Genomic DNA, 17,747 nt, shown 5'->3' on the forward strand with positions numbered 1-17,747 from the left:
TTGCCCTTGGCCACGTCGATGCCTATCACCTGCATGTCTCTGTCTCCTGCTGTCGAACCGGATCCAGTGACCGCCGGGCTTGCCCTTGTTCGTGCTGGCTCTCGCAAAAGCGGGCCGAAGATACCGTTCAAGCTCCAAGGCGGAAAAGGGTTCCGATGTGCCGGATCTACGGTGCGAGCTCGAAGGCTCAAGTGCGGAGACGGCATCATCGGAACCTCCCGGATCACTCCGGGGAAGTCTGCCTGATCGGGGCAGGCTTCAAGACACAAGGTGCGGGGCTTGCCTCGCATCCACGCCCCATGTCGCCACCACCACGAGCGGCTATGGACGCTGGGCTTCAACCACGCTGCCCAGTTCGTGCAGCACCGCAGTGGCGTAGCAACCGGGTGGCAATGCGAAGGACAGCTCCAACGCGTCATCCTGCAACCATGCGTGCTGCATCGATGCCGGGCGCAACCGCAGGGCGCGGCGTTCCTGCTTCAGCCCGGCCTGTTCCAGCCCCACGCGCAATGCCAGCGCCTGCTCGTCGGCCAGTGCCGCCTGTTCCAGTTCCAGTGCCTTGCCGGTACTGCGCAGCTCACCCGCGCCCCACAACGGTCCGCTGGGATGGATGTCGAAATGCGCCAGCCGCTCGGCCAGCGCGTCGTTCATCGGCTCTGGACCGAACACCGAGCGGCTGCCGTCCAGCACCCACACCTCTCCATCCAGCGCGACATCCCAGCAGCCCTGCTCCACCCGCGCGGCCAGCACCCGGTTGAACAACGCCGAACGCGCGGCGGACAGCAGCATCGAGCGCTGGTCCCTGCGCATGCGGCGGCCGGCGAACATCTGCAACGCGGCCGGCACGTTGCCGCCGTCACGGCCGAAGCGCTGTTCGCCGAACCAGTTGGGCAGGCCGCGCGCGGCAATCGTCCGCAGGCGTTCGTCGATGGCCCCGCGCTCGCCCTGCACCTGCCGCAGCACCAGCCTGAAACGGTTGCCGGCCAGCGCGCCACGTTGCAGCTTGCGGTTGTGCCAGGTCGAGGCGAGCACGTGGATTTCGTCCGATTCCAGCAGCGCCAGGTCGGGCGCGACGCGCTTGGGCAGGTGCACGCTGAAGCGCTGCGTGGTCACCGCATGGCGGTCCTTCTGCCCGGCGTAGCTGACGCCCATTTCCGCCACGCCGGCCCATTGCGCCAGCCGCTTCGCGACGGCCACGGTATTCGCGCCGCGCTTGCGGATCTCCAGCAGCAGGTGCTCGCCCTCGCCGCTGGCCTCGAAGGCCGGCAGTTCGTCCACCTGGAAGTCCTCCGGTACGCTGCGGATGATGGCATCCAGCAGTGGCGCGCCGAACGCCAGCGGCAGTGCGGTCATGCCGCCACCAACAGCACCACCGCCTGCGCGGCGATGCCTTCCTCGCGGCCGGTGAAGCCCAGCTTTTCGCTGGTGGTGGCCTTGACGCTGACCCGGTCCGGTTCCACGCCCAGCAATTGCGCCACTTTCCCGCGCATCGCCAATGCATGCGGACCAACCTTGGGCCGTTCGCAGATCACGGTGACGTCGGCATTGCCCACCTGCCAGCCGCGTTCGCGCAGCAGGCCGTTGCAATGGCGGACGAAATCGCTGCTGTCCGCACCCTTCCAGCGCGCGTCACTGGGCGGGAAATGCTGGCCGATGTCGCCCAGCGCCAGCGCGCCGAGCATGGCATCGCACAGCGCGTGCAGGATCACGTCGCCGTCACTGTGCGCCAGCACGCCGCAGCGGTGCGGTACGCGCACGCCGCCGAGCATGACGTGGTCGCCCTCGCCGAAGGCATGGACGTCGTAGCCCTGTCCTATGCGGATGGGCGGAAAAGGAGCGGAGGCATTCATCGCGGTCGTGTACGTCGTGTAGGGCCCGGCATTCTCGCACCGGGCGGGGAAATCAGCCGCCGCGGCGCGACAGCTCGAATTCGAAGCGGGCCAGGTCGGCCGGCGTGGTGACCTTGAAGTTGCATTCGTCGCCCTCGACCAGCAGCGGGCGCGCGCCCTGCCGCTCCATCGCCATCGCCTCGTCGGTGACCGCGACGCCGGCACCGGTCGCGTCGAGCAGGGCCCGGGTCAACTGGTGGCGGCGGAACAACTGCGGGGTCAATGCGCGCCACAGGCGCTCGCGCGGCTCGGTGCGGTCGATGCCGCCGTCATCGCCGGCGCGCTTGAGGGTATCGCGCACCGGCGCGGCGAGGATCGCGCCGACCGGGTCGATGCGCCCCACTTCCAGCAGGCGCCCGAGGTCGGCCGCCGGCAGGTTCGGGCGTGCGGCATCGTGCACCAGCACGAAGTCGTCGGCGCGCACGCTGTCCGGCAATGCCTGCAGCCCGGCCAGCACCGAGTCGGCGCGGGTGGCGCCGCCGGTGCAGGTCAGCACCGGCTTGCCGGCAAGTTCGGTCCAGCCGGGCCAGTCGGCGTCGTTTTCGGCGATGGCGACCATCACCCCGGCCACGCCCGCGTGCGACAGCAGGGCGTCCAGCGTGTGCGCCAGCAGCGGTTCGCCCGCCGCCAACAGGTACTGCTTGGGCAGCGGCCCGCCGAAGCGGGTACCGCGCCCGGCAGCCGGCACCACCGCCCACACCTGCGTGCTCACGGCAACGGCTCCGTCGTCGCGGCACCGTGCGCGCCGCTGCCGGCCGGCGCCGGCGCTGCGACCGGCGCGTCCTCGACCACGCGGTAGAACTTCTCGCCGGGCTTGATCATGCCCAGCTCGCTGCGCGCGCGTTCCTCGATCGCGGCCTCGCCTTCCTTCAGGTCCTTGACCTCGGCGGCGAGCGCGTCGTTGCGCTGCTGCAGGCCTTCGTTGTCGCGCTTCTGGTTGGCGACCTGGGCCTCGAGCATCATCACCTCGCCCGAGTTGCCCGGGCCGAACCAGAAGCGGTACTGCAGGCCGGCCAGCAGTACCGCCAGCACCAGCAACAGCCAGCGCCAGTTGCGCATGGGCCGTCAGCGCTTGAGCGAGACGAACGCGTCACGCCCGGCGTAACGCGCGCCGGCGCCGAGGGCTTCCTCGATGCGCAGCAGCTGGTTGTACTTGGCCACGCGGTCGCTGCGGCACAACGAGCCGGTCTTGATCTGGGTGGCGGTGGTGGCCACGGCGATGTCGGCGATGGTGGTGTCCTCGGTTTCACCCGAGCGGTGCGAGACGATCGCCGCGTAGTGCGCCTTGTCGGCCATCGCGATGGCCTCCAGCGTCTCGCTCAGGGTGCCGATCTGGTTGACCTTGATCAGGATCGCGTTGGCGGTGCCCGACTCGATGCCCTCGGCGAAGATCTTCGGGTTGGTGACGAACAGGTCGTCGCCGACCAACTGCACCTTGCCGCCGATGCGCTCGGTCAGCAGCTTCCAGCCGGCCCAGTCGTTCTCGGCCAGGCCGTCCTCAATGGTGATGATCGGGTACTGCGCGCTCCAGTCGGCGAGGAAATCGACGAACTGCTCGGAGGTCAGGCGCTTGTTCTCGCCGACCAGGTTGTACTTGCCGTTCTCGTAGAACTCGCTGGAGGCCACGTCCAGGCCCAGCAGCACGTCCTCGCCGGCGGTGTAGCCGGCCTTGCCGATGGCTTCGAGGATGGTGTCCAGCGCCTCGACGTTGCTGCGGAAATCCGGGGCGAAGCCGCCCTCGTCGCCGACCGCCGTGCTCAGCCCGTGGCCCTTCAGCACCGACTTCAGCGAGTGGAAGATCTCGGTGCCGGCGCGCAGCGACTCGCTGAACGAGGTGAAGCCGACCGGCAGCACCATGAATTCCTGGAAGTCGACGTTGTTGTCGGCATGCGCGCCGCCGTTGATGATGTTCATCATCGGTACCGGCAGCGACGGCGTGGCGCCGGTCATGCCCGCCAGGTACTGCCACAGCGCCTGCTTCCTCGACGCGGCGACCGCATGGGCGGCAGCCATCGACACGCCCAGCAGTGCGTTGGCGCCGAGGCGGCCCTTGTTCTCGGTGCCGTCGAGGTCGATCAGGCGGCGGTCCAGCCCGGCCTGGTCGGCGGCGTCGAAATCCTTCAACGCAGTGGCGATGGCGCCGTTGACGTTGGCCACCGCGTCGCGCACGCCCTTGCCCAAGTAGCGGGTCTTGTCGCCATCGCGCAGTTCCACCGCCTCCTTGGTGCCGGTGGAGGCACCCGAGGGCACCGCGGCGCGGCCGAACGAGCCGTCGGCCAGGGTAACTTCGGCCTCCAGCGTGGGGTTGCCGCGGCTGTCGAGGATTTCACGGGCGTGGATCTTGGCGATATTGGTCATGGTCGGCAGGATGGACTCGTAGGGGACGGAATGTGAAACCGCCCCGCAGTTTAAACGATGCGCCGGCGGGCGCGGCGCGTTGCTTGCGGCTGAAAGCGCCGGGGTAGTGCCGGCCGCTGGCCGGCATCTGCATGAATGCTGGAAATGCGAGGTTGCCGGCCAGCGGCCGGCACTACAGTGAAAACCAATGGCCCGCGCGGGGCGGGCCATTGTTCGGGTTCAGAGCGTGGTTTCGAGAAACCCGTTTTTCTTGGTGATCGAATCCAGCGCCAGCAGGGTTTCCAGCAAGGCTTCCATCTTGCCCAGCGGCCACGCATTGGGGCCGTCGGACAGGGCCTTGGACGGGTCCGGGTGGGTTTCGGCAAACAGGCCGGCCACGCCCACCGCCACCGCCGCGCGCGCCAGCACCGGCACGAACTCGCGCTGGCCGCCGGAGCTTCCGCCCTGCCCGCCCGGCAGCTGCACCGAGTGGGTGGCGTCGAACACCACCGGGCAGCCGGTGTCGCGCATCACCGCCAGCGAGCGCATGTCGCTGACCAGGTTGTTGTAGCCGAAGCTGGCGCCGCGCTCGCAGACCATGATGTCGGCATTGCCGGTGGACTTGGCCTTCTCGACGACCGGCTTCATGTCCCACGGCGACAGGAACTGGCCCTTCTTGATGTTCACCGGCTTGCCGGCGGCGCACACCTTCTTGATGAAGTCGGTCTGGCGCACGAGGAAGGCCGGGGTCTGCAACACGTCCACGACCGAGGCCACCTCGTCCATCGGCGTGTATTCGTGCACGTCGGTCAATACCGGCACGCCGATCTGCTTCTTCACCTCGGCCAGCACCTTCAGCCCTTCCTCCATGCCGGGACCACGGAAGCTGGTGCCGGAGGTGCGGTTGGCCTTGTCGAAGCTGGACTTGAAGATGAAGTTCATCCCCAGCTTGCCGGTGATCTCCTTGAGCTGGCCGGCGACGTCGAGCTGCAACTGCATCGACTCGATCACGCACGGGCCGGCGATCAGGAACAGCGGCTGGTCCAGGCCGACTTCGAATCCGCAGAGCTTCATGTAATCAATACCTCGGTAGGAGCGACGCAAGTCGCGACTGCACTTTTCGGAAGCCACTACAAAGCATCGACTGACGCCGCACCTGCAGTGGCTGTGATGAACATCAGGCCCGCGCTTCCTTCAGCAACTTACCGCCAGCCTTCTTCTCGCGCGCCGCGCGGATGAAACCGATGAACAGCGGGTGGCCGCCGCGCGGGGTGGACAGGAATTCCGGATGCGCCTGGCAGGCCAGGAACCACGGGTGCACGTCGCGCGGCAGTTCCACCACCTCCACCAGCGTGTCGTCCATCGACTTGCCGGAGATCACCAACCCGGCATCTTCCAGCTGGGTGCGGTAGCGGTTGTTGAACTCGTAGCGGTGGCGGTGGCGCTCGGCCACCACGTCCTTGCCGTACAACTCGCGCGCCAGCGTACCCGGCTTCAGCCGTTGCTCCTGCAGGCCCAGGCGCATGGTGCCGCCGAGGTCGGACTTCTCGTCGCGCTTTTCGACCTCGCCGCTGGCGGTGCGCCATTCGGTGATCAGGCCGATCACCGGGTGCGGCGTCTGCCGGTCGTTCTCGGTGCTGTTGGCGCCGTCCAGCCCGGCCACATGGCGGGCATGGTCCACCACCGCCGCCTGCATGCCGTAGCAGATGCCGAAATACGGCAGCTTGTGCTCGCGGGCATGGCGGGAGGTGAGCACCTTGCCCTCGAAACCGCGGTCACCGAAGCCACCCGGCACAAGGATGCCGTCGACGCCGTCCAGCGCGGAAAGGTCCGAGCCTTCCAGCTCCTGCGCTTCCAGCCACCTGAGGTTGACCTTGGTGCGCTGGCGCAGGCCGCCGTGCTTGAGCGCCTCGCCCACCGACTTGTAGGCGTCCTGGTGATCGACGTACTTGCCGACCACGGCGATGGTGACCTCGTCCAGCGGGTGCAGCGCCGCATCCAGCACCGCCTCCCACTCGGACAGGTCGGCCGGGCCGGCCTTGTCGGCGAGCTTGAGCTGGTTGACGACGATTTCATCCAGCCCTTGCGCATGCAGGCCCATCGGCACGCGGTACAGAACGTCCACGTCCGGCACACTGATCACCGCGCGCTCGGAGACGTTGGTGAACAGCGAAATCTTGCGCCGCTCCGAATCGGGGATGGCCTGCTCGGAGCGGCACAGCAGCACGTCCGGCTGGATGCCGATCGAGCGCAGCTCCTTGACCGAGTGCTGGGTCGGCTTGGTCTTCAGCTCGCCGGCGGCGCCGATGTACGGCACCAGCGTCAGGTGCATGAACAGCGCCTTCTCCGGGCCGCGCTCGGTGCGCACCTGGCGGATCGCCTCCAGGAACGGCAGCGACTCGATGTCGCCGACGGTGCCGCCGATCTCCACCAGCGCCACGTCGAAGCCCTCGGTGGCCTCGTCGATGCAGCGGCGAATCTCGTCGGTGATGTGCGGGATCACCTGCACAGTGGCGCCGAGGTAGTCGCCGCGGCGCTCCTTGCGGATCACGTTCTCGTAGATGCGCCCGGTGGTGACCGAATTCTTTCGGCTCAGCCGGGTATGGACGAAGCGCTCGTAATGGCCCAGGTCCAGGTCGGTCTCGGCACCGTCGTCGGTGACGTAGACCTCGCCGTGCTGGAAGGGACTCATGGTGCCCGGATCGACGTTGATGTACGGGTCCAGCTTCATCATCGTGACCTTCAGGCCACGCGCCTCGAGGATGGAGGCCAGCGACGCGGCGGCGATGCCCTTGCCAAGCGAGGACACCACGCCGCCGGTAACGAAAATAAGGGGGGTCATGGCTCACTTGCCTCCCGGAAAGCCCTAGTTTAAAGGTTGTCGCGCGAACACCCAAGCGCGGGATGCGGCGACCTCAAAAAAAAGACGCCCCGGCCAGCGCCGGGGCGTCCATCCACCATCGGGAAACCCGCGTCAGCGACGCTTGCGGGCTTCCTCTTCTTCCTCTTCCTCGCGCGGGGCCGGCTGCTCGCCCCGGGCCTTCTGCTGCGCGGCGGCCGCGGCACGGCGCCGGGCCTTCTGCTCGGCCTCGGCCTTCGCCTTGTCGGCGGACGCATCCTGTGCGGCTTCGGCCGTCTTGCCCTTGTTGGCGGCGCTCTGCGCCATCACCAGCGGTACCGCCACGACGGCGGCAGCGGCCACTGCCCAGGCCAGCAATTTCGACGATTTCATCATCATCCTCCGGGTTCGCACCGGCGCAGGGGGCCGGTTGCATGCCTCTCGACCGGTGCAGGATACCCACGCCCGCCCCTCCCGGCACTGAATGCCCGGCGTGCAAATTCCGCCGGCAGACCGCAAACTTGCCCGTCGCACTGCCGCATCGAGATACATGAACGCCCGCTACAACGCCGCCGACATCGAAGTCCTCTCCGGCCTGGACCCGGTCAAACGCCGTCCCGGCATGTATACCGACACCACCCGCCCGAACCACCTGGCGCAGGAGGTCATCGACAACTCGGTGGACGAGGCGCTGGCCGGGCACGCGAAGACCGTCGAGGTCGTCCTGTTCAAGGACGGCAGCTGCGAGGTCAGCGACGACGGCCGCGGCATGCCGGTGGACATCCACCCGGAGGAGAAGATCCCCGGTGTCGAACTGATCCTCACCCGGCTGCATGCCGGTGGCAAGTTCAGCAACCGCAACTATACCTTCAGCGGCGGCCTGCACGGCGTCGGCGTCAGCGTGGTCAACGCGCTGTCCACACTGGTGGAAATCCACATCAAGCGCGAGGGCAACGAGCACCGCATCACGTTCCGCGACGGCGACCGCGCCAGCCCGCTGGAAGTGGTTGGCACGGTGGGCAGGAAGAACACCGGCACCCGCCTGCGCTTCTGGCCCGACCCGAAGTATTTCGACACGGCGAAGTTCAACCTGCGCGCGCTGCGCCACCTGCTGCGCGCCAAGGCGGTGCTGTGCCCCGGGCTGACGGTGAAGCTGACCGACGAGGCCACCGGCGAAACCGAGAGCTGGCATTACGAGGACGGCCTGCGCGATTACCTGAAGGCCGAGCTGGGCGAACGCGAGATGCTGCCGGCCGAGCTGTTCGTCGGCAGCCTGAAGAAGGAAACCGAAGTCGTCGACTGGGCCGTGGCCTGGCTGCCGGAAGGCGAGCTGGTGCAGGAGAGCTACGTCAACCTGATCCCCACCGCCCAGCACGGCACCCACGTCAACGGCCTGCGCACCGGCCTGACCGAGGCGCTGCGCGAGTTCTGCGACTTCCGCAACCTGCTGCCGCGCGGGGTCAAGCTGGCGCCGGAGGACGTCTGGGACCGGGTGTCGTTCGTGCTGTCGCTGAAGATGACCGACCCGCAGTTCTCCGGCCAGACCAAGGAGCGCCTGTCCTCGCGCCAGGCCGCCGGTTTCGTCGAGGGCGCCGCGCACGATGCCTTCAGCCTGCTGCTGAACCAGAACGTGGAGGTCGGCGAGCGCATCGCCCAGATCGCCATCGAGCGCGCCAGCGCGCGGCTGAAGACCGAGAAGCTGGTGGTGCGCAAGAAGGTCACCCAGGGCCCGGCGCTGCCCGGCAAGCTGGCCGACTGCATTTCGCAGGACCTGTCGCGCACCGAGTTGTTCCTGGTGGAAGGTGATTCGGCCGGCGGCAGCGCCAAGCAGGCGCGCGACAAGGACTTCCAGGCGATCCTGCCGCTGCGCGGCAAGATCCTGAACACCTGGGAAGTGGCTTCCGGCAGCGTGCTGGCCTCGGAGGAAGTGCACAACCTGGCCATCGCCATCGGCTGCGACCCGGGCAAGGAGGACATCTCCGGCCTGCGCTACGGCAAGATCGTGATCCTGGCCGACGCCGACTCCGACGGCCTGCACATCGCCACCCTGCTCTCGGCGCTGTTCCTGAAGCACTTCCCGGCGCTGGTCGATGCCGGCCACGTGTTCGTGGCGATGCCGCCGCTGTTCCGCGTGGACGTGGGCAAGCAGGTGTTCTATGCGCTGGACGAAGAGGAAAAGCGTTCGCTGCTGGAGAAGATCGAGCGCGAGAAGGTCCGCGGCCAGGTCAGCGTCACCCGCTTCAAGGGGCTGGGCGAGATGAACCCGGCGCAGCTGCGCGAATCCACCATCCACCCGGATACGCGCCGGCTGGTGCAGCTCACCGTGGACGACGACGAGCAGACCCGCTCGCTGATGGACATGCTGCTGGCGAAGAAGCGCGCGTCGGATAGAAAGGGGTGGCTGGAGAACAAGGGCGATCTCGCCTCCCTGGAGGTTTAACCCCGGCTATTCACCGCCATCAGCCGTGGCGACGGCGCAGGCATGACTACCCCGGTGGGTACCTCCTGGCGCGGCTTCGCTGGAAGTCTGATCCCGGCCATTCGAACACGAGATTTACGTAGATGCGGGGCTTGCCCCGCATGGGGCCTTCCCGGCAAACCCCGTGCCGGGCAAGCCCGGCACCTGCGAGAGGCGGGGTATCCACGGCATGCGGAATTGATTTCCCCGCAATCGGGCGAGGGGCCTTGAATCCTCCCGTACATGCCCGGCATGGCTTTACGCACATCCGGCCGATCAGGATCGCGGTCTAGCATCGGGCATCCCTTCACCCGGTGCCTTCCATGCCACTGCTACGCAACCTCGCCTTTGCCGGCGCCCTGGCGCTTGCCACACCCGCCGCCTTCGCCGCCGACAAGCCCGACGGCGAAGACAAGGCCGCCACGCCCGCCCCCGCACCGCTGCCGGCCGATGCCTCGGTCCGCCAGAGCATGCGGCTGGAAGGCCGTACCCTCGACTACACCGCCACCGTCGGCTCGCTGCCGGTGCGCGACGCGCAGGGCAAGGTCATCGGCGACGTGGTGTTCACCGCCTACACCATGCCCGGCAAGGACCGGCCGGTCACCTTCGCCCTCAACGGCGGCCCCGGCGCCTCCTCGGTCTACCTGAACCTCGGCGCGATCGGCCCGCAGGTGGTCGCCTTCGGCAGCGAGGGCGACAGCGCCTCGGCCCCGGCCACGCTGCACGACAACCCCGGCACCTGGCTGGATTTCACCGACCTGGTGTTCATCGACCCGGTCGGTACCGGCTTCAGCCGCTCGCGCATTCCCGACGACGAGGCCAGGAAGCAGTTCTTCACCCCCACCGCCGACGTCGAATACCTGTCGCGGGCGGTCTACGACTGGCTGCTGAAGAACCAGCGCCTGACCTCGCGCAAGTACCTGGCCGGCGAAAGCTACGGCGGCTACCGCGGCCCGCGCATCACCCATTACCTGCAGACCCGGCTGGGCGTGGCGATGAACGGGCTGGTGCTGGTCTCGCCGTACCTGAGCCCGACGCTGGAGGACAACAGCGACGTCTCGCCGATGGCATGGCTGCAGACCCTGCCCTCGATTGCCGCCGCGCACCTGGAGCGCCAGGGCCGGCTCACCGACGAGGCGATGCGCGAGGTGGTCGAATACACCCGTGGCGACTACGCCACCGCGCTGATGAAGGGCCGCTCCGACCCGCAGGCGACCGAGGCGATGATCCGCAGGGTCACCGAACTGACCGGGCTGGACCCGGTGTTCGTGCGCCGCGCCGGCGGCCGCCTGGAGACGCAGGCCTACCTGCGCGAGGTATTCCGCGACAAGGGCACGCTGGGCAGCCGCTACGACTCCAATGTCACCGCCTTCGACCCGTTCCCCACCGATCCCGAGCAGCGCGCCAACGACCCGCTGCTGGACAGCATCATCGCCCCGACCACCACCGCGATGGTGGACTTCGTCACCCGCGTGGTCGGCTGGAAGGTCGACGCCCGCTACAACGCGCTGAGCTACGAGGTGAACCGGCTGTGGGACCGCAACGGCGACCTGCGCGCCGGCGCGGTCACCCAGCTGCGCCAGGCCGTGGCCATCGACCCGCGGCTGCGGGTGCTGATCGCGCACGGCTGGAACGACCTGTCGTGCCCGTTCATGGGCTCGATCCTGACCGTGGACCAGATGCCGAGCATGGGCGAGGACCCGCAGCGGGTGCAGGTGCGCGAATACCCCGGCGGGCACATGTTCTACAGCCGCGCCGACAGCCAGGCCGCGTTCCGCCGCGACGTGCAGGCGATGTACCAGCGCAACTGAGAAATCGCCGGCCACCGGCCGCCGCCTCTCCAACGCAAAGGCCCGCCGTCTCCGGCGGGCCTTTCTTCATGCGTTCCGGAAGGGCGGTCAGGTCCAGCCGGCCATCTCGAACAGGCGCAGGGCGAAATAGCCGCAGGCACCGGCCGCCGGGATGGTCAGGATCCACGCCCAGACGATGCGCTCGATCACGCCGATGCGCAGCGACTTCGGGTTCTTGGCGAAGCCAACGCCCATGATCGCGGTGGAGATGCTGTGGGTGGTCGACACCGGCATGCCGAAGTGCGCGGCCAGGGTCAGGATGGTGGCCGAGCTGGTTTCGGCGGCGAAGCCGTGGATCGGGTGCAGCTTGACCATCTTGTGGCCCAGGGTCTTGATGATCTTCCAGCCGCCCGAGGCCGTGCCGGCGGCCATCACCACCGCGCAGGTCAGCACGATCCACATGGCGATGCCGTCGCCGCCGTGCGCGTCCGGGTGCATGAACGCCAGCCACGACGGCAGGTCGTCCAGCGCGCCGGTGGCCTCGGCGCCGATCAGGGTCATGGCGATGATGCCCATCGTCTTCTGCGCGTCGTTGTGGCCGTGGGCGAAGCCCATGTAGGCGGCCGAGGCGATCTGCGCCTTGCCGAAGAAGGCGTTGACCCAGCGCGGCCGCGCCAGCCGCCGCAGCACGCCGCCGGCGCGCGCCATGCCGGCGATGATCGCCCACAGCAGGCACATCACCACGATGCCGAGCGCGAAGCCGGCGATCGGCGAGGTGATCATCGGCACGAACACCTTCCACAACAGGCCCTTGTTCTGCGCCCAGTTGCCGAGGTTCTGCGACCAGATCAGCGCATCCCAGTTGTTGTGCGCGGCGGCCAGGCCGGCGCCGCACAGGCCGCCGATCAGCGCGTGCGAGGACGAGGACGGCAGGCCCTTCCACCAGGTGATCAGGTTCCAGACGATGCCGCCGAGCAGCGCGCACAGGATCACCTGCGGGGTCACGTCGACCACCTCGGCGTTGAGCAGGCCGTTGGCGATGGTCAGCGCCACCGCGGTGCCGGTCAGCGCGCCGATCAGGTTCATGCCCGCGGCCAGCATCACCGCCCAGCCGGGCGAGAGCACCTTGGTCGCCACCACCGTGGCGATGGAGTTGGCGGTGTCGTGGAAGCCGTTGATGAACTCGAAGACGAGCGCGGCCAGCACCACCACCAGCACTAATGTCAGCATCGCGATTGCCCCCTTGAGTCAAGGCGGCAGGCCCGCCGCCCTGCGGCGGGACGGGGGATGTGGAAGTACGGCCTGCGGGTACCGGCACAGCCGGTGCCCTTGCCGCCGAAGCCGGAAATGCCCGAGAACCCCATCATGGCGATCACGAATTCTTCAATACGATCTGGTAGACCACCACGCCGGCCTCGCGGCAGCGGTCGATGGCCTTTTCCAGGATCTCGAAGAACTCCTTGAGCAGGAACATCTGCAGGTGGTCCAGGCGCCCGGAATAGATCTCCCGGTACAGCTCCAGCATCAGCCGGTCGGCCTCGTTCTCCAGCGCGCGCAGCTTCTCGTTCATCGCCGTCATGCGGTCGATGTTCATGTGGCGCAGGTCCTTGACCATCTCCACCACCACGTCGGCGGCCTGCTCCAGCATCGCCGCGCGCGGGGCGAAGTCGATCTGCGCCAGGTGCTGGGTGGCCAGCGAATAGCGGTCGGCGAACTTCTCGATCTGCTTGGGGATCTTGTACAGCGCCGAACCAAGCGCCTCGATGTCCTCGCGCTCGATCGGGGTCATGAAGCTGTCCACCAGCGCCTGGCTGATCTTGTCCGAGGCCGCGCGCTCGCGCAGGCGGGCCAGCTTGAACGCGTCCAGCGCCGGCTGGCGGTCGGCCTCGCGCATCATCGTGTGCAGCGCCCTGGCGCCGTCGGCGGCGGCCTGCGCGGCCTCGTCGAGATAGGTGTAGAACTGCTTGCCGGAGCCGAAGATCGTCTGCAATGAAAACATGGGGAACCTGTTCGCCGTCGCGGAAGGGGCGGCATCGAGGGGGAATTATGACGGCTGAATGACCGCTCGGGTATTCCCGGCGTCCCGTCCCCATCCACATGAATGGGCGGTTGCCGGCTCCTCACGACGGTTTGCTAAGATGCGCCGGCGCCCGTGCGGCGCAGCCTATGGACGACGACCCTTATTCCCCGCCGCCGCGCCAGGCCCCGTTTGCCGGTCCCTGCCGCCCGCGCCAGCCCTTCCCCTCCCCGCCACCAACCCGGGGAGTGACCCGTGCTTGAGTTCCTGATCGTCCTCGCCCTGATCCTGCTCAACGGCTTCTTCGCCATGTCCGAGATGTCGGTCATGACCTCGCGCAAGAGCCGGCTCAAGCAGATGGCCGCCTCCAGCAAGCGTGCCGCGCGCGCGCTGGCGCTGTCCGAGCGGCCGGAGAACTTCCTGTCCACGGTGCAGATCGGCATCACCCTGATCGGCATCCTGACCGGCGTCTACGGCGGCGAATCCATCGGCCTGCGGATTGCCGACTGGCTGCGCCAGGTAGCGCCCGGCTTCACCTATGCCGATGCCACCGGCAAGGTGCTGGCGGTGGCGCTCATCACCTACCTGACGCTGATCTTCGGCGAACTGCTGCCAAAACGGCTGGCGATCACCCGTTCGGAGGACATCGCCGGCGTGGTCGCGGTACCGATGGGCTGGCTGGCGCGCATCGCCGCGCCGGGCGTGTGGCTGCTGTCACGCTCTACCCAGCTGATGCTGCGCCTGCTGGGGCTGGGCAAGAGCGAATCGGCCACGGTCAGCGAAGAGGAAATCCGCATGCTGGTGGCCGAGAGCCACGAGGCCGGCGTGATCGACAGCCACGAGCGCGACATGATGAACCGGGTCATGCGCCTGGGCGACCGCACCGCCGACAGCCTGATGACCCCGCGCAACCGCATCGCCTGGCTGGACACCACCGCCGATGCGGGGAAGAACCTGGAAACCATGCGCGAGCACGCGTTCTCGCGCTACCCGGTGTACCGCGGCAACGACCAGGACATCGCCGGCATCCTCGAGGTGAAGACGCTGGTCACGCACGGGCTGGACGGCATCGGGCCGTCGATGTTCGCCGGCCTGCGCGAGACCCTGTACGTTTCCGAATCCACCCACGCGATGAAGCTGCTGGAGATCTTCCGCGAAGAACACCAGTCGATGGCGCTGGTGGTGGACGAATACGGCGAGATCCAGGGCCTGGTGACGATCAGCGACCTGATGGGCGCGGTGGTCGGCCGCCTGCAGGCGGTGGAGAACACCGACGAGGACGCGCTCGTGGTCACCCGCGAGGACGGCTCGCTGCTGGTGGACGGCTCGCTGCCGGTGGACGACCTGCGCGAGCTGATGGAAGGCGCCGAGCTGCCCGACGCCGAGGAAGGCGACTACTACACCCTGGCCGGCATGTGCATGCATAGCTTCGGCCGCATCCCGCGCGCCGGCGAATACTTCGACTGGGCCGGCTGGCGCATCGAGATCGTCGACCTGGACGGCGCCCGCATCGACAAGCTGCTGCTGCGCAGGCTGCCGGAAGAAGACACCGATGACATCGTCGACTGAGCCGCAAGGCGACGCCGGCCGCTACCGCAACGAGGGTATCCGCACGCTGCTGGCGATGTTCGAGCACGGCGACCCGGAGCAGCACCAGCCGGTGGGGCAGATCCTGCACGGCCTGCGCGAAGGCGCGTTCGGCGTGTTCCTGTTCGTCGCCATCCTGCCCGCGTTCATCCCGATCCCCGGCATCGGCGGAGCGGTCAGCGGCCCGCTGGTGCTGCTGATCGGCGCGCAGATGATGTGCGGGCTGTCGCGCCCGTGGGTGCCCGGCTTCATCGCCCGGCGCGGGCCGAAGCGCGGCACCATGCAGCGCTTCCTGGGCCGGATCGACCGTCCGCTGCGGCTGCTGGACCGCCTGCTCAGGCCGCGCCTGCCGGCGCTGGTGTGCCCGCTGCCGGCACGCCTGTTCAGCGGCGTGCTGTTGCTGCTGCTCGGCGTGCTGCTGTCGCTGCCGATCCCCTTCACCAACTACCTGTTCGGTTTCCAGCTGCTGCTGTTCGCGCTGGCGCTGATCGAGCGCGACGGCGTGCTGATGCTGTTCAACTGGCTGGCCGGCATCGCCGCGGCGGCCTTCTTCGGCCTCGGCTCGGGGCAGTTGCTGGGTCAGCTTTCAACGCTGTACCAACGCTGGAGTGGCGGCTGACCCCTGCAGGAGCGCTCGTAGGAGCGCACCTTGGTGCGCGATGGAGCTTTCACGGTAGAGCCCCATCGCGCACTGAAGTGCGCTCCTGCGACGACGGCAAAAGCCGCCGTTCCGTCAGCGGTCGTTCTTCAGGTACTGCAGGAACGGATCGTTCTTGTCGAGCACGATCACGCCGTTGCCGTCGGTCATCGAGCCGCGGTAGGCCTCCAGGCTGCGGTAGAACGCGTAGAACGCCGGGTCGGCCGAGCCGGCCTTGCCGTAGATCGCCGCGGCCCGGGCATCGCCCTCGCCGCGCAGCTGCTGCGCGTCACGCTCGGCCTCGGCCACCAGCACGGTGCTCTCGCGGTCGGCCTGGGCGCGGATGGTCAGCGACTGCTCCTCGCCCTCGGCGCGCAGCTTGGCCGCCTCCTGCTTGCGCTGAGCGCGCATGCGCTCGTAGACGTCGGTGATGACCTGGCTGTCGGTGGGCAGGTCGATCTGCTTGATGCGCAGGTCGACGATCTGCATGCCCAGCGTCCCCACCGCCTCGTTGATCGCGGTGAGCTGGTTGGCGATCAGCTCGCTGCGGTCGCCGGATACCAGCTGCTGCAGGGTGCGCGAGTTGATCTGGTTGCGCAGCGAGTCGGTGATGATCGGCGCCAGCCGCGCATTGGCGACCTTGCCGTCGCCGCCGGTGGCGCGGTAGTAGGCGCGCACGTCGGAGATGTAGCCGATGGCGAAGAAGTCGACGCTGACGTCCTTCTGCTCGGCGGTGAAATAGCGCGCCGGGGCGGTGTCCAGCACCTGGAAGCGGCGGTCGAACACCCGCACCGTCTCCACCAGCGGCACCTTGAAGTGCAGCCCGGGCTTGATGTCCGCGCGCACCACCTTGCCGAGGTTCAGGACCATCGCGGTCTGGTCCTCGCGCACCACGTAGACCGAGCCCATCAGGCCCAGCAGCACCACGACCAGCAGGCCGATAACAAGGGAGTTCTTCATCGGCCGGCCTCCTGACGCGTTGCCGAGCGCGAAACCGTGCGGTCCGCGTTGCGAATGCTGTCGGTGATGCCCGGCAGCGCCGGCACCATCGCTTCGGGCGCCGGCTGCGCCGCATTGCCACCCGGTTTGGCGGCATCGGCCGGCATCGGCACGTAGATCAGCTGGCGGCCATCGCCGCCGATGACCTTGCGGTTCTCGGCCAGCACCTGCTGCACGGTTTCCAGCCACAGCCGCTTGCGGGTGACTTCCGGCGCATTCCGGTACTCGGCCTGCAGCAGGCTGAAGCGGCTGGCGTCACCCTCGGCGCGGGCGATCACCGCCTGCTTGTAGCCCTCGGCGGTGGTGCGGGTGCGCGAGGCCTGGCCGCGCGCCTCCGGCACCACCTTGGCGGCATAGGCCTGGGCCTCGTTGATCAGCCGTTCCTTGACCTGCTGGGCGCCGTTGACCTCGTCGAAGGCCGGCTTCACTTCCTCCGGCGGGCGGGCGTCGGGCAGGGTCAGGCCGGTGACCGACAGGCCGGTGCGGTAGGCCTCCAGCGAGGCCTGCAGGCGCTGCTCGGCGGCGGCGGCCAGCGGGCCGCGGTTGTTCAGCACGGTATTGAGGTCGGCGCGGCCGACCTGCTCGCGCACCGCGCTCTGCGCCGACTGCTCCAGCACCTGGTCGGCATCGACCGAGCCGAACTTGTACAGGCGCGGGTCGTCGACCCGGTACTGCACGTTCAGCGAGACGTTGACGATGTTCTCGTCGCGGGTCAACACCGGCACCTGGCTGCTGAAGGTCTTGATCTGGGTGGCGTTGACCTTGGTCACCGACTCGATCGGCCACGGCAGCTTGAAGTTCGGGCCCGGCTGCAGGATGCGCGAGAACTGGCCGAAGCGCAGCACCACGCCGCGCTGCTGTTCGCCGATCAGCTGGAAGCTGGAGAGCAGGATCAGCAACGCCAGCGCCACCAGCACCCAGCGCCATGCGCCACCGTCGAACAGGTCGCGCAACGGGCCGGGCAGGCCGCCCCATCCGCCGCCGTTGCCGCCTCGTGGCCGGCGCGCGCCGCGCCGGTTGTCGGCGGGGCCGTCTTTGCCATTGCCGCCAGGTGTGTTCCAGGCCATGCATGCTCCATCTGTCAGGGCCGGGTGCGGGACAACCGGCCGTCAATCGAATCCCGATTCTACTAGATGGGGCAGGACCTGCCGTTTCGCAACGGTTATCTTGATCGGCCCGCTTCCGCGCAGGCAA

16 protein-coding genes are annotated in these 17,747 nt (G+C 68.2%); 4 read left to right on the forward strand and 12 right to left on the reverse strand.

Annotated elements, in window-relative coordinates:
- Positions 1-321 precede the first annotated feature (321 nt).
- The 8 genes from truD to ABB34_RS11310 all read right to left on the reverse strand — a co-directional run bounded on the left by truD (position 322) and on the right by ABB34_RS11310 (position 7,458).
- Entirely contained in the window at positions 322-1,353 is a 1,032-nt protein-coding gene (gene truD, locus ABB34_RS11275; protein ID WP_057641427.1) for a tRNA pseudouridine(13) synthase TruD, read from the reverse strand.
- Complete coding sequence (gene ispF / locus ABB34_RS11280; protein ID WP_057641428.1) at positions 1,350-1,850, reverse strand: 2-C-methyl-D-erythritol 2,4-cyclodiphosphate synthase; 501 nt, start codon at positions 1,848-1,850, stop codon at positions 1,350-1,352. Before ispF ends, truD begins: the two co-directional genes overlap by 4 nt.
- A gap of 52 nt (positions 1,851-1,902) precedes the next feature.
- Positions 1,903-2,601: a 2-C-methyl-D-erythritol 4-phosphate cytidylyltransferase gene (gene ispD, locus ABB34_RS11285; protein ID WP_057641429.1), complete on the reverse strand. Its 699-nt coding sequence runs from the start codon at positions 2,599-2,601 to the stop codon at positions 1,903-1,905.
- The gene (gene ftsB / locus ABB34_RS11290; protein WP_057641430.1) at positions 2,598-2,948 is read right to left on the reverse strand and encodes a cell division protein FtsB; all 351 of its coding nucleotides are present in this window, start codon (positions 2,946-2,948) and stop codon (positions 2,598-2,600) included. The genes ispD and ftsB overlap by 4 nt, the downstream gene beginning before the upstream one ends.
- 6 nt (positions 2,949-2,954) lie before the next feature.
- The gene (eno, locus tag ABB34_RS11295) at positions 2,955-4,247 is read right to left on the reverse strand and encodes a phosphopyruvate hydratase (RefSeq protein WP_057641431.1); all 1,293 of its coding nucleotides are present in this window, start codon (positions 4,245-4,247) and stop codon (positions 2,955-2,957) included.
- 219 nt (positions 4,248-4,466) lie between these two features.
- On the reverse strand, positions 4,467-5,300 hold the full coding sequence (gene kdsA / locus ABB34_RS11300) for a 3-deoxy-8-phosphooctulonate synthase (RefSeq protein WP_057641432.1): 834 nt from the start codon (positions 5,298-5,300) through the stop codon (positions 4,467-4,469).
- Positions 5,301-5,403: 103 nt separating this feature from the next.
- A complete protein-coding gene (gene pyrG, locus ABB34_RS11305; RefSeq protein ID WP_057641433.1) occupies positions 5,404-7,068 on the reverse strand; it encodes a CTP synthase in 1,665 nt (554 codons plus the stop codon).
- A 132-nt stretch (positions 7,069-7,200) separates the two neighbouring features.
- Positions 7,201-7,458 (reverse strand): hypothetical protein, encoded by a 258-nt coding sequence (locus tag ABB34_RS11310; protein ID WP_057641476.1) that lies wholly within the window; start codon positions 7,456-7,458, stop codon positions 7,201-7,203.
- A gap of 157 nt (positions 7,459-7,615) precedes the next feature.
- Between ABB34_RS11310 and parE the strand changes: the two genes are divergently transcribed.
- Together parE and ABB34_RS11320 are read left to right on the forward strand one after the other, a co-directional pair.
- Positions 7,616-9,505 (forward strand): DNA topoisomerase IV subunit B, encoded by a 1,890-nt coding sequence (parE, locus tag ABB34_RS11315; RefSeq protein ID WP_057641434.1) that lies wholly within the window; start codon positions 7,616-7,618, stop codon positions 9,503-9,505.
- A 341-nt stretch (positions 9,506-9,846) separates the two neighbouring features.
- Positions 9,847-11,334 carry a S10 family peptidase gene (locus tag ABB34_RS11320; RefSeq protein WP_057641435.1) on the forward strand — a complete coding sequence of 496 codons (1,488 nt, stop codon included), beginning with the start codon at positions 9,847-9,849 and terminating at the stop codon, positions 11,332-11,334.
- 87 nt (positions 11,335-11,421) lie between these two features.
- Here the strand turns inward: ABB34_RS11320 and ABB34_RS11325 are convergent, their stop codons facing one another.
- A complete protein-coding gene (locus ABB34_RS11325; protein ID WP_057641436.1) occupies positions 11,422-12,543 on the reverse strand; it encodes an inorganic phosphate transporter in 1,122 nt (373 codons plus the stop codon).
- Positions 12,544-12,685: 142 nt separating this feature from the next.
- Positions 12,686-13,312, reverse strand: a complete 627-nt coding sequence (locus ABB34_RS11330) for a DUF47 domain-containing protein (protein WP_057641437.1) — start codon at positions 13,310-13,312, stop codon at positions 12,686-12,688.
- A 273-nt stretch (positions 13,313-13,585) separates the two neighbouring features.
- On the opposite strand from ABB34_RS11330, the gene ABB34_RS11335 reads away from it, so the two are divergent.
- Together ABB34_RS11335 and ABB34_RS11340 are read left to right on the forward strand one after the other, a co-directional pair.
- A complete protein-coding gene (locus ABB34_RS11335) occupies positions 13,586-14,899 on the forward strand; it encodes a hemolysin family protein (RefSeq protein ID WP_057641438.1) in 1,314 nt (437 codons plus the stop codon).
- A complete protein-coding gene (locus ABB34_RS11340) occupies positions 14,883-15,536 on the forward strand; it encodes an exopolysaccharide biosynthesis protein (RefSeq protein ID WP_057641439.1) in 654 nt (217 codons plus the stop codon). Before ABB34_RS11335 ends, ABB34_RS11340 begins: the two co-directional genes overlap by 17 nt.
- 114 nt (positions 15,537-15,650) lie before the next feature.
- On the opposite strand, the gene hflC is transcribed toward ABB34_RS11340, so the two are convergent.
- A complete protein-coding gene (hflC, locus tag ABB34_RS11345; protein WP_057641440.1) occupies positions 15,651-16,514 on the reverse strand; it encodes a protease modulator HflC in 864 nt (287 codons plus the stop codon).
- Complete coding sequence (gene hflK, locus ABB34_RS11350) at positions 16,511-17,620, reverse strand: FtsH protease activity modulator HflK (protein ID WP_057641441.1); 1,110 nt, start codon at positions 17,618-17,620, stop codon at positions 16,511-16,513. Before hflK ends, hflC begins: the two co-directional genes overlap by 4 nt.
- Positions 17,621-17,747: the final 127 nt, after the last annotated feature.

It is taken from the genome of Stenotrophomonas daejeonensis (assembly GCF_001431505.1).
GTDB classification, from domain to species: domain Bacteria; phylum Pseudomonadota; class Gammaproteobacteria; order Xanthomonadales; family Xanthomonadaceae; genus Stenotrophomonas; species Stenotrophomonas daejeonensis.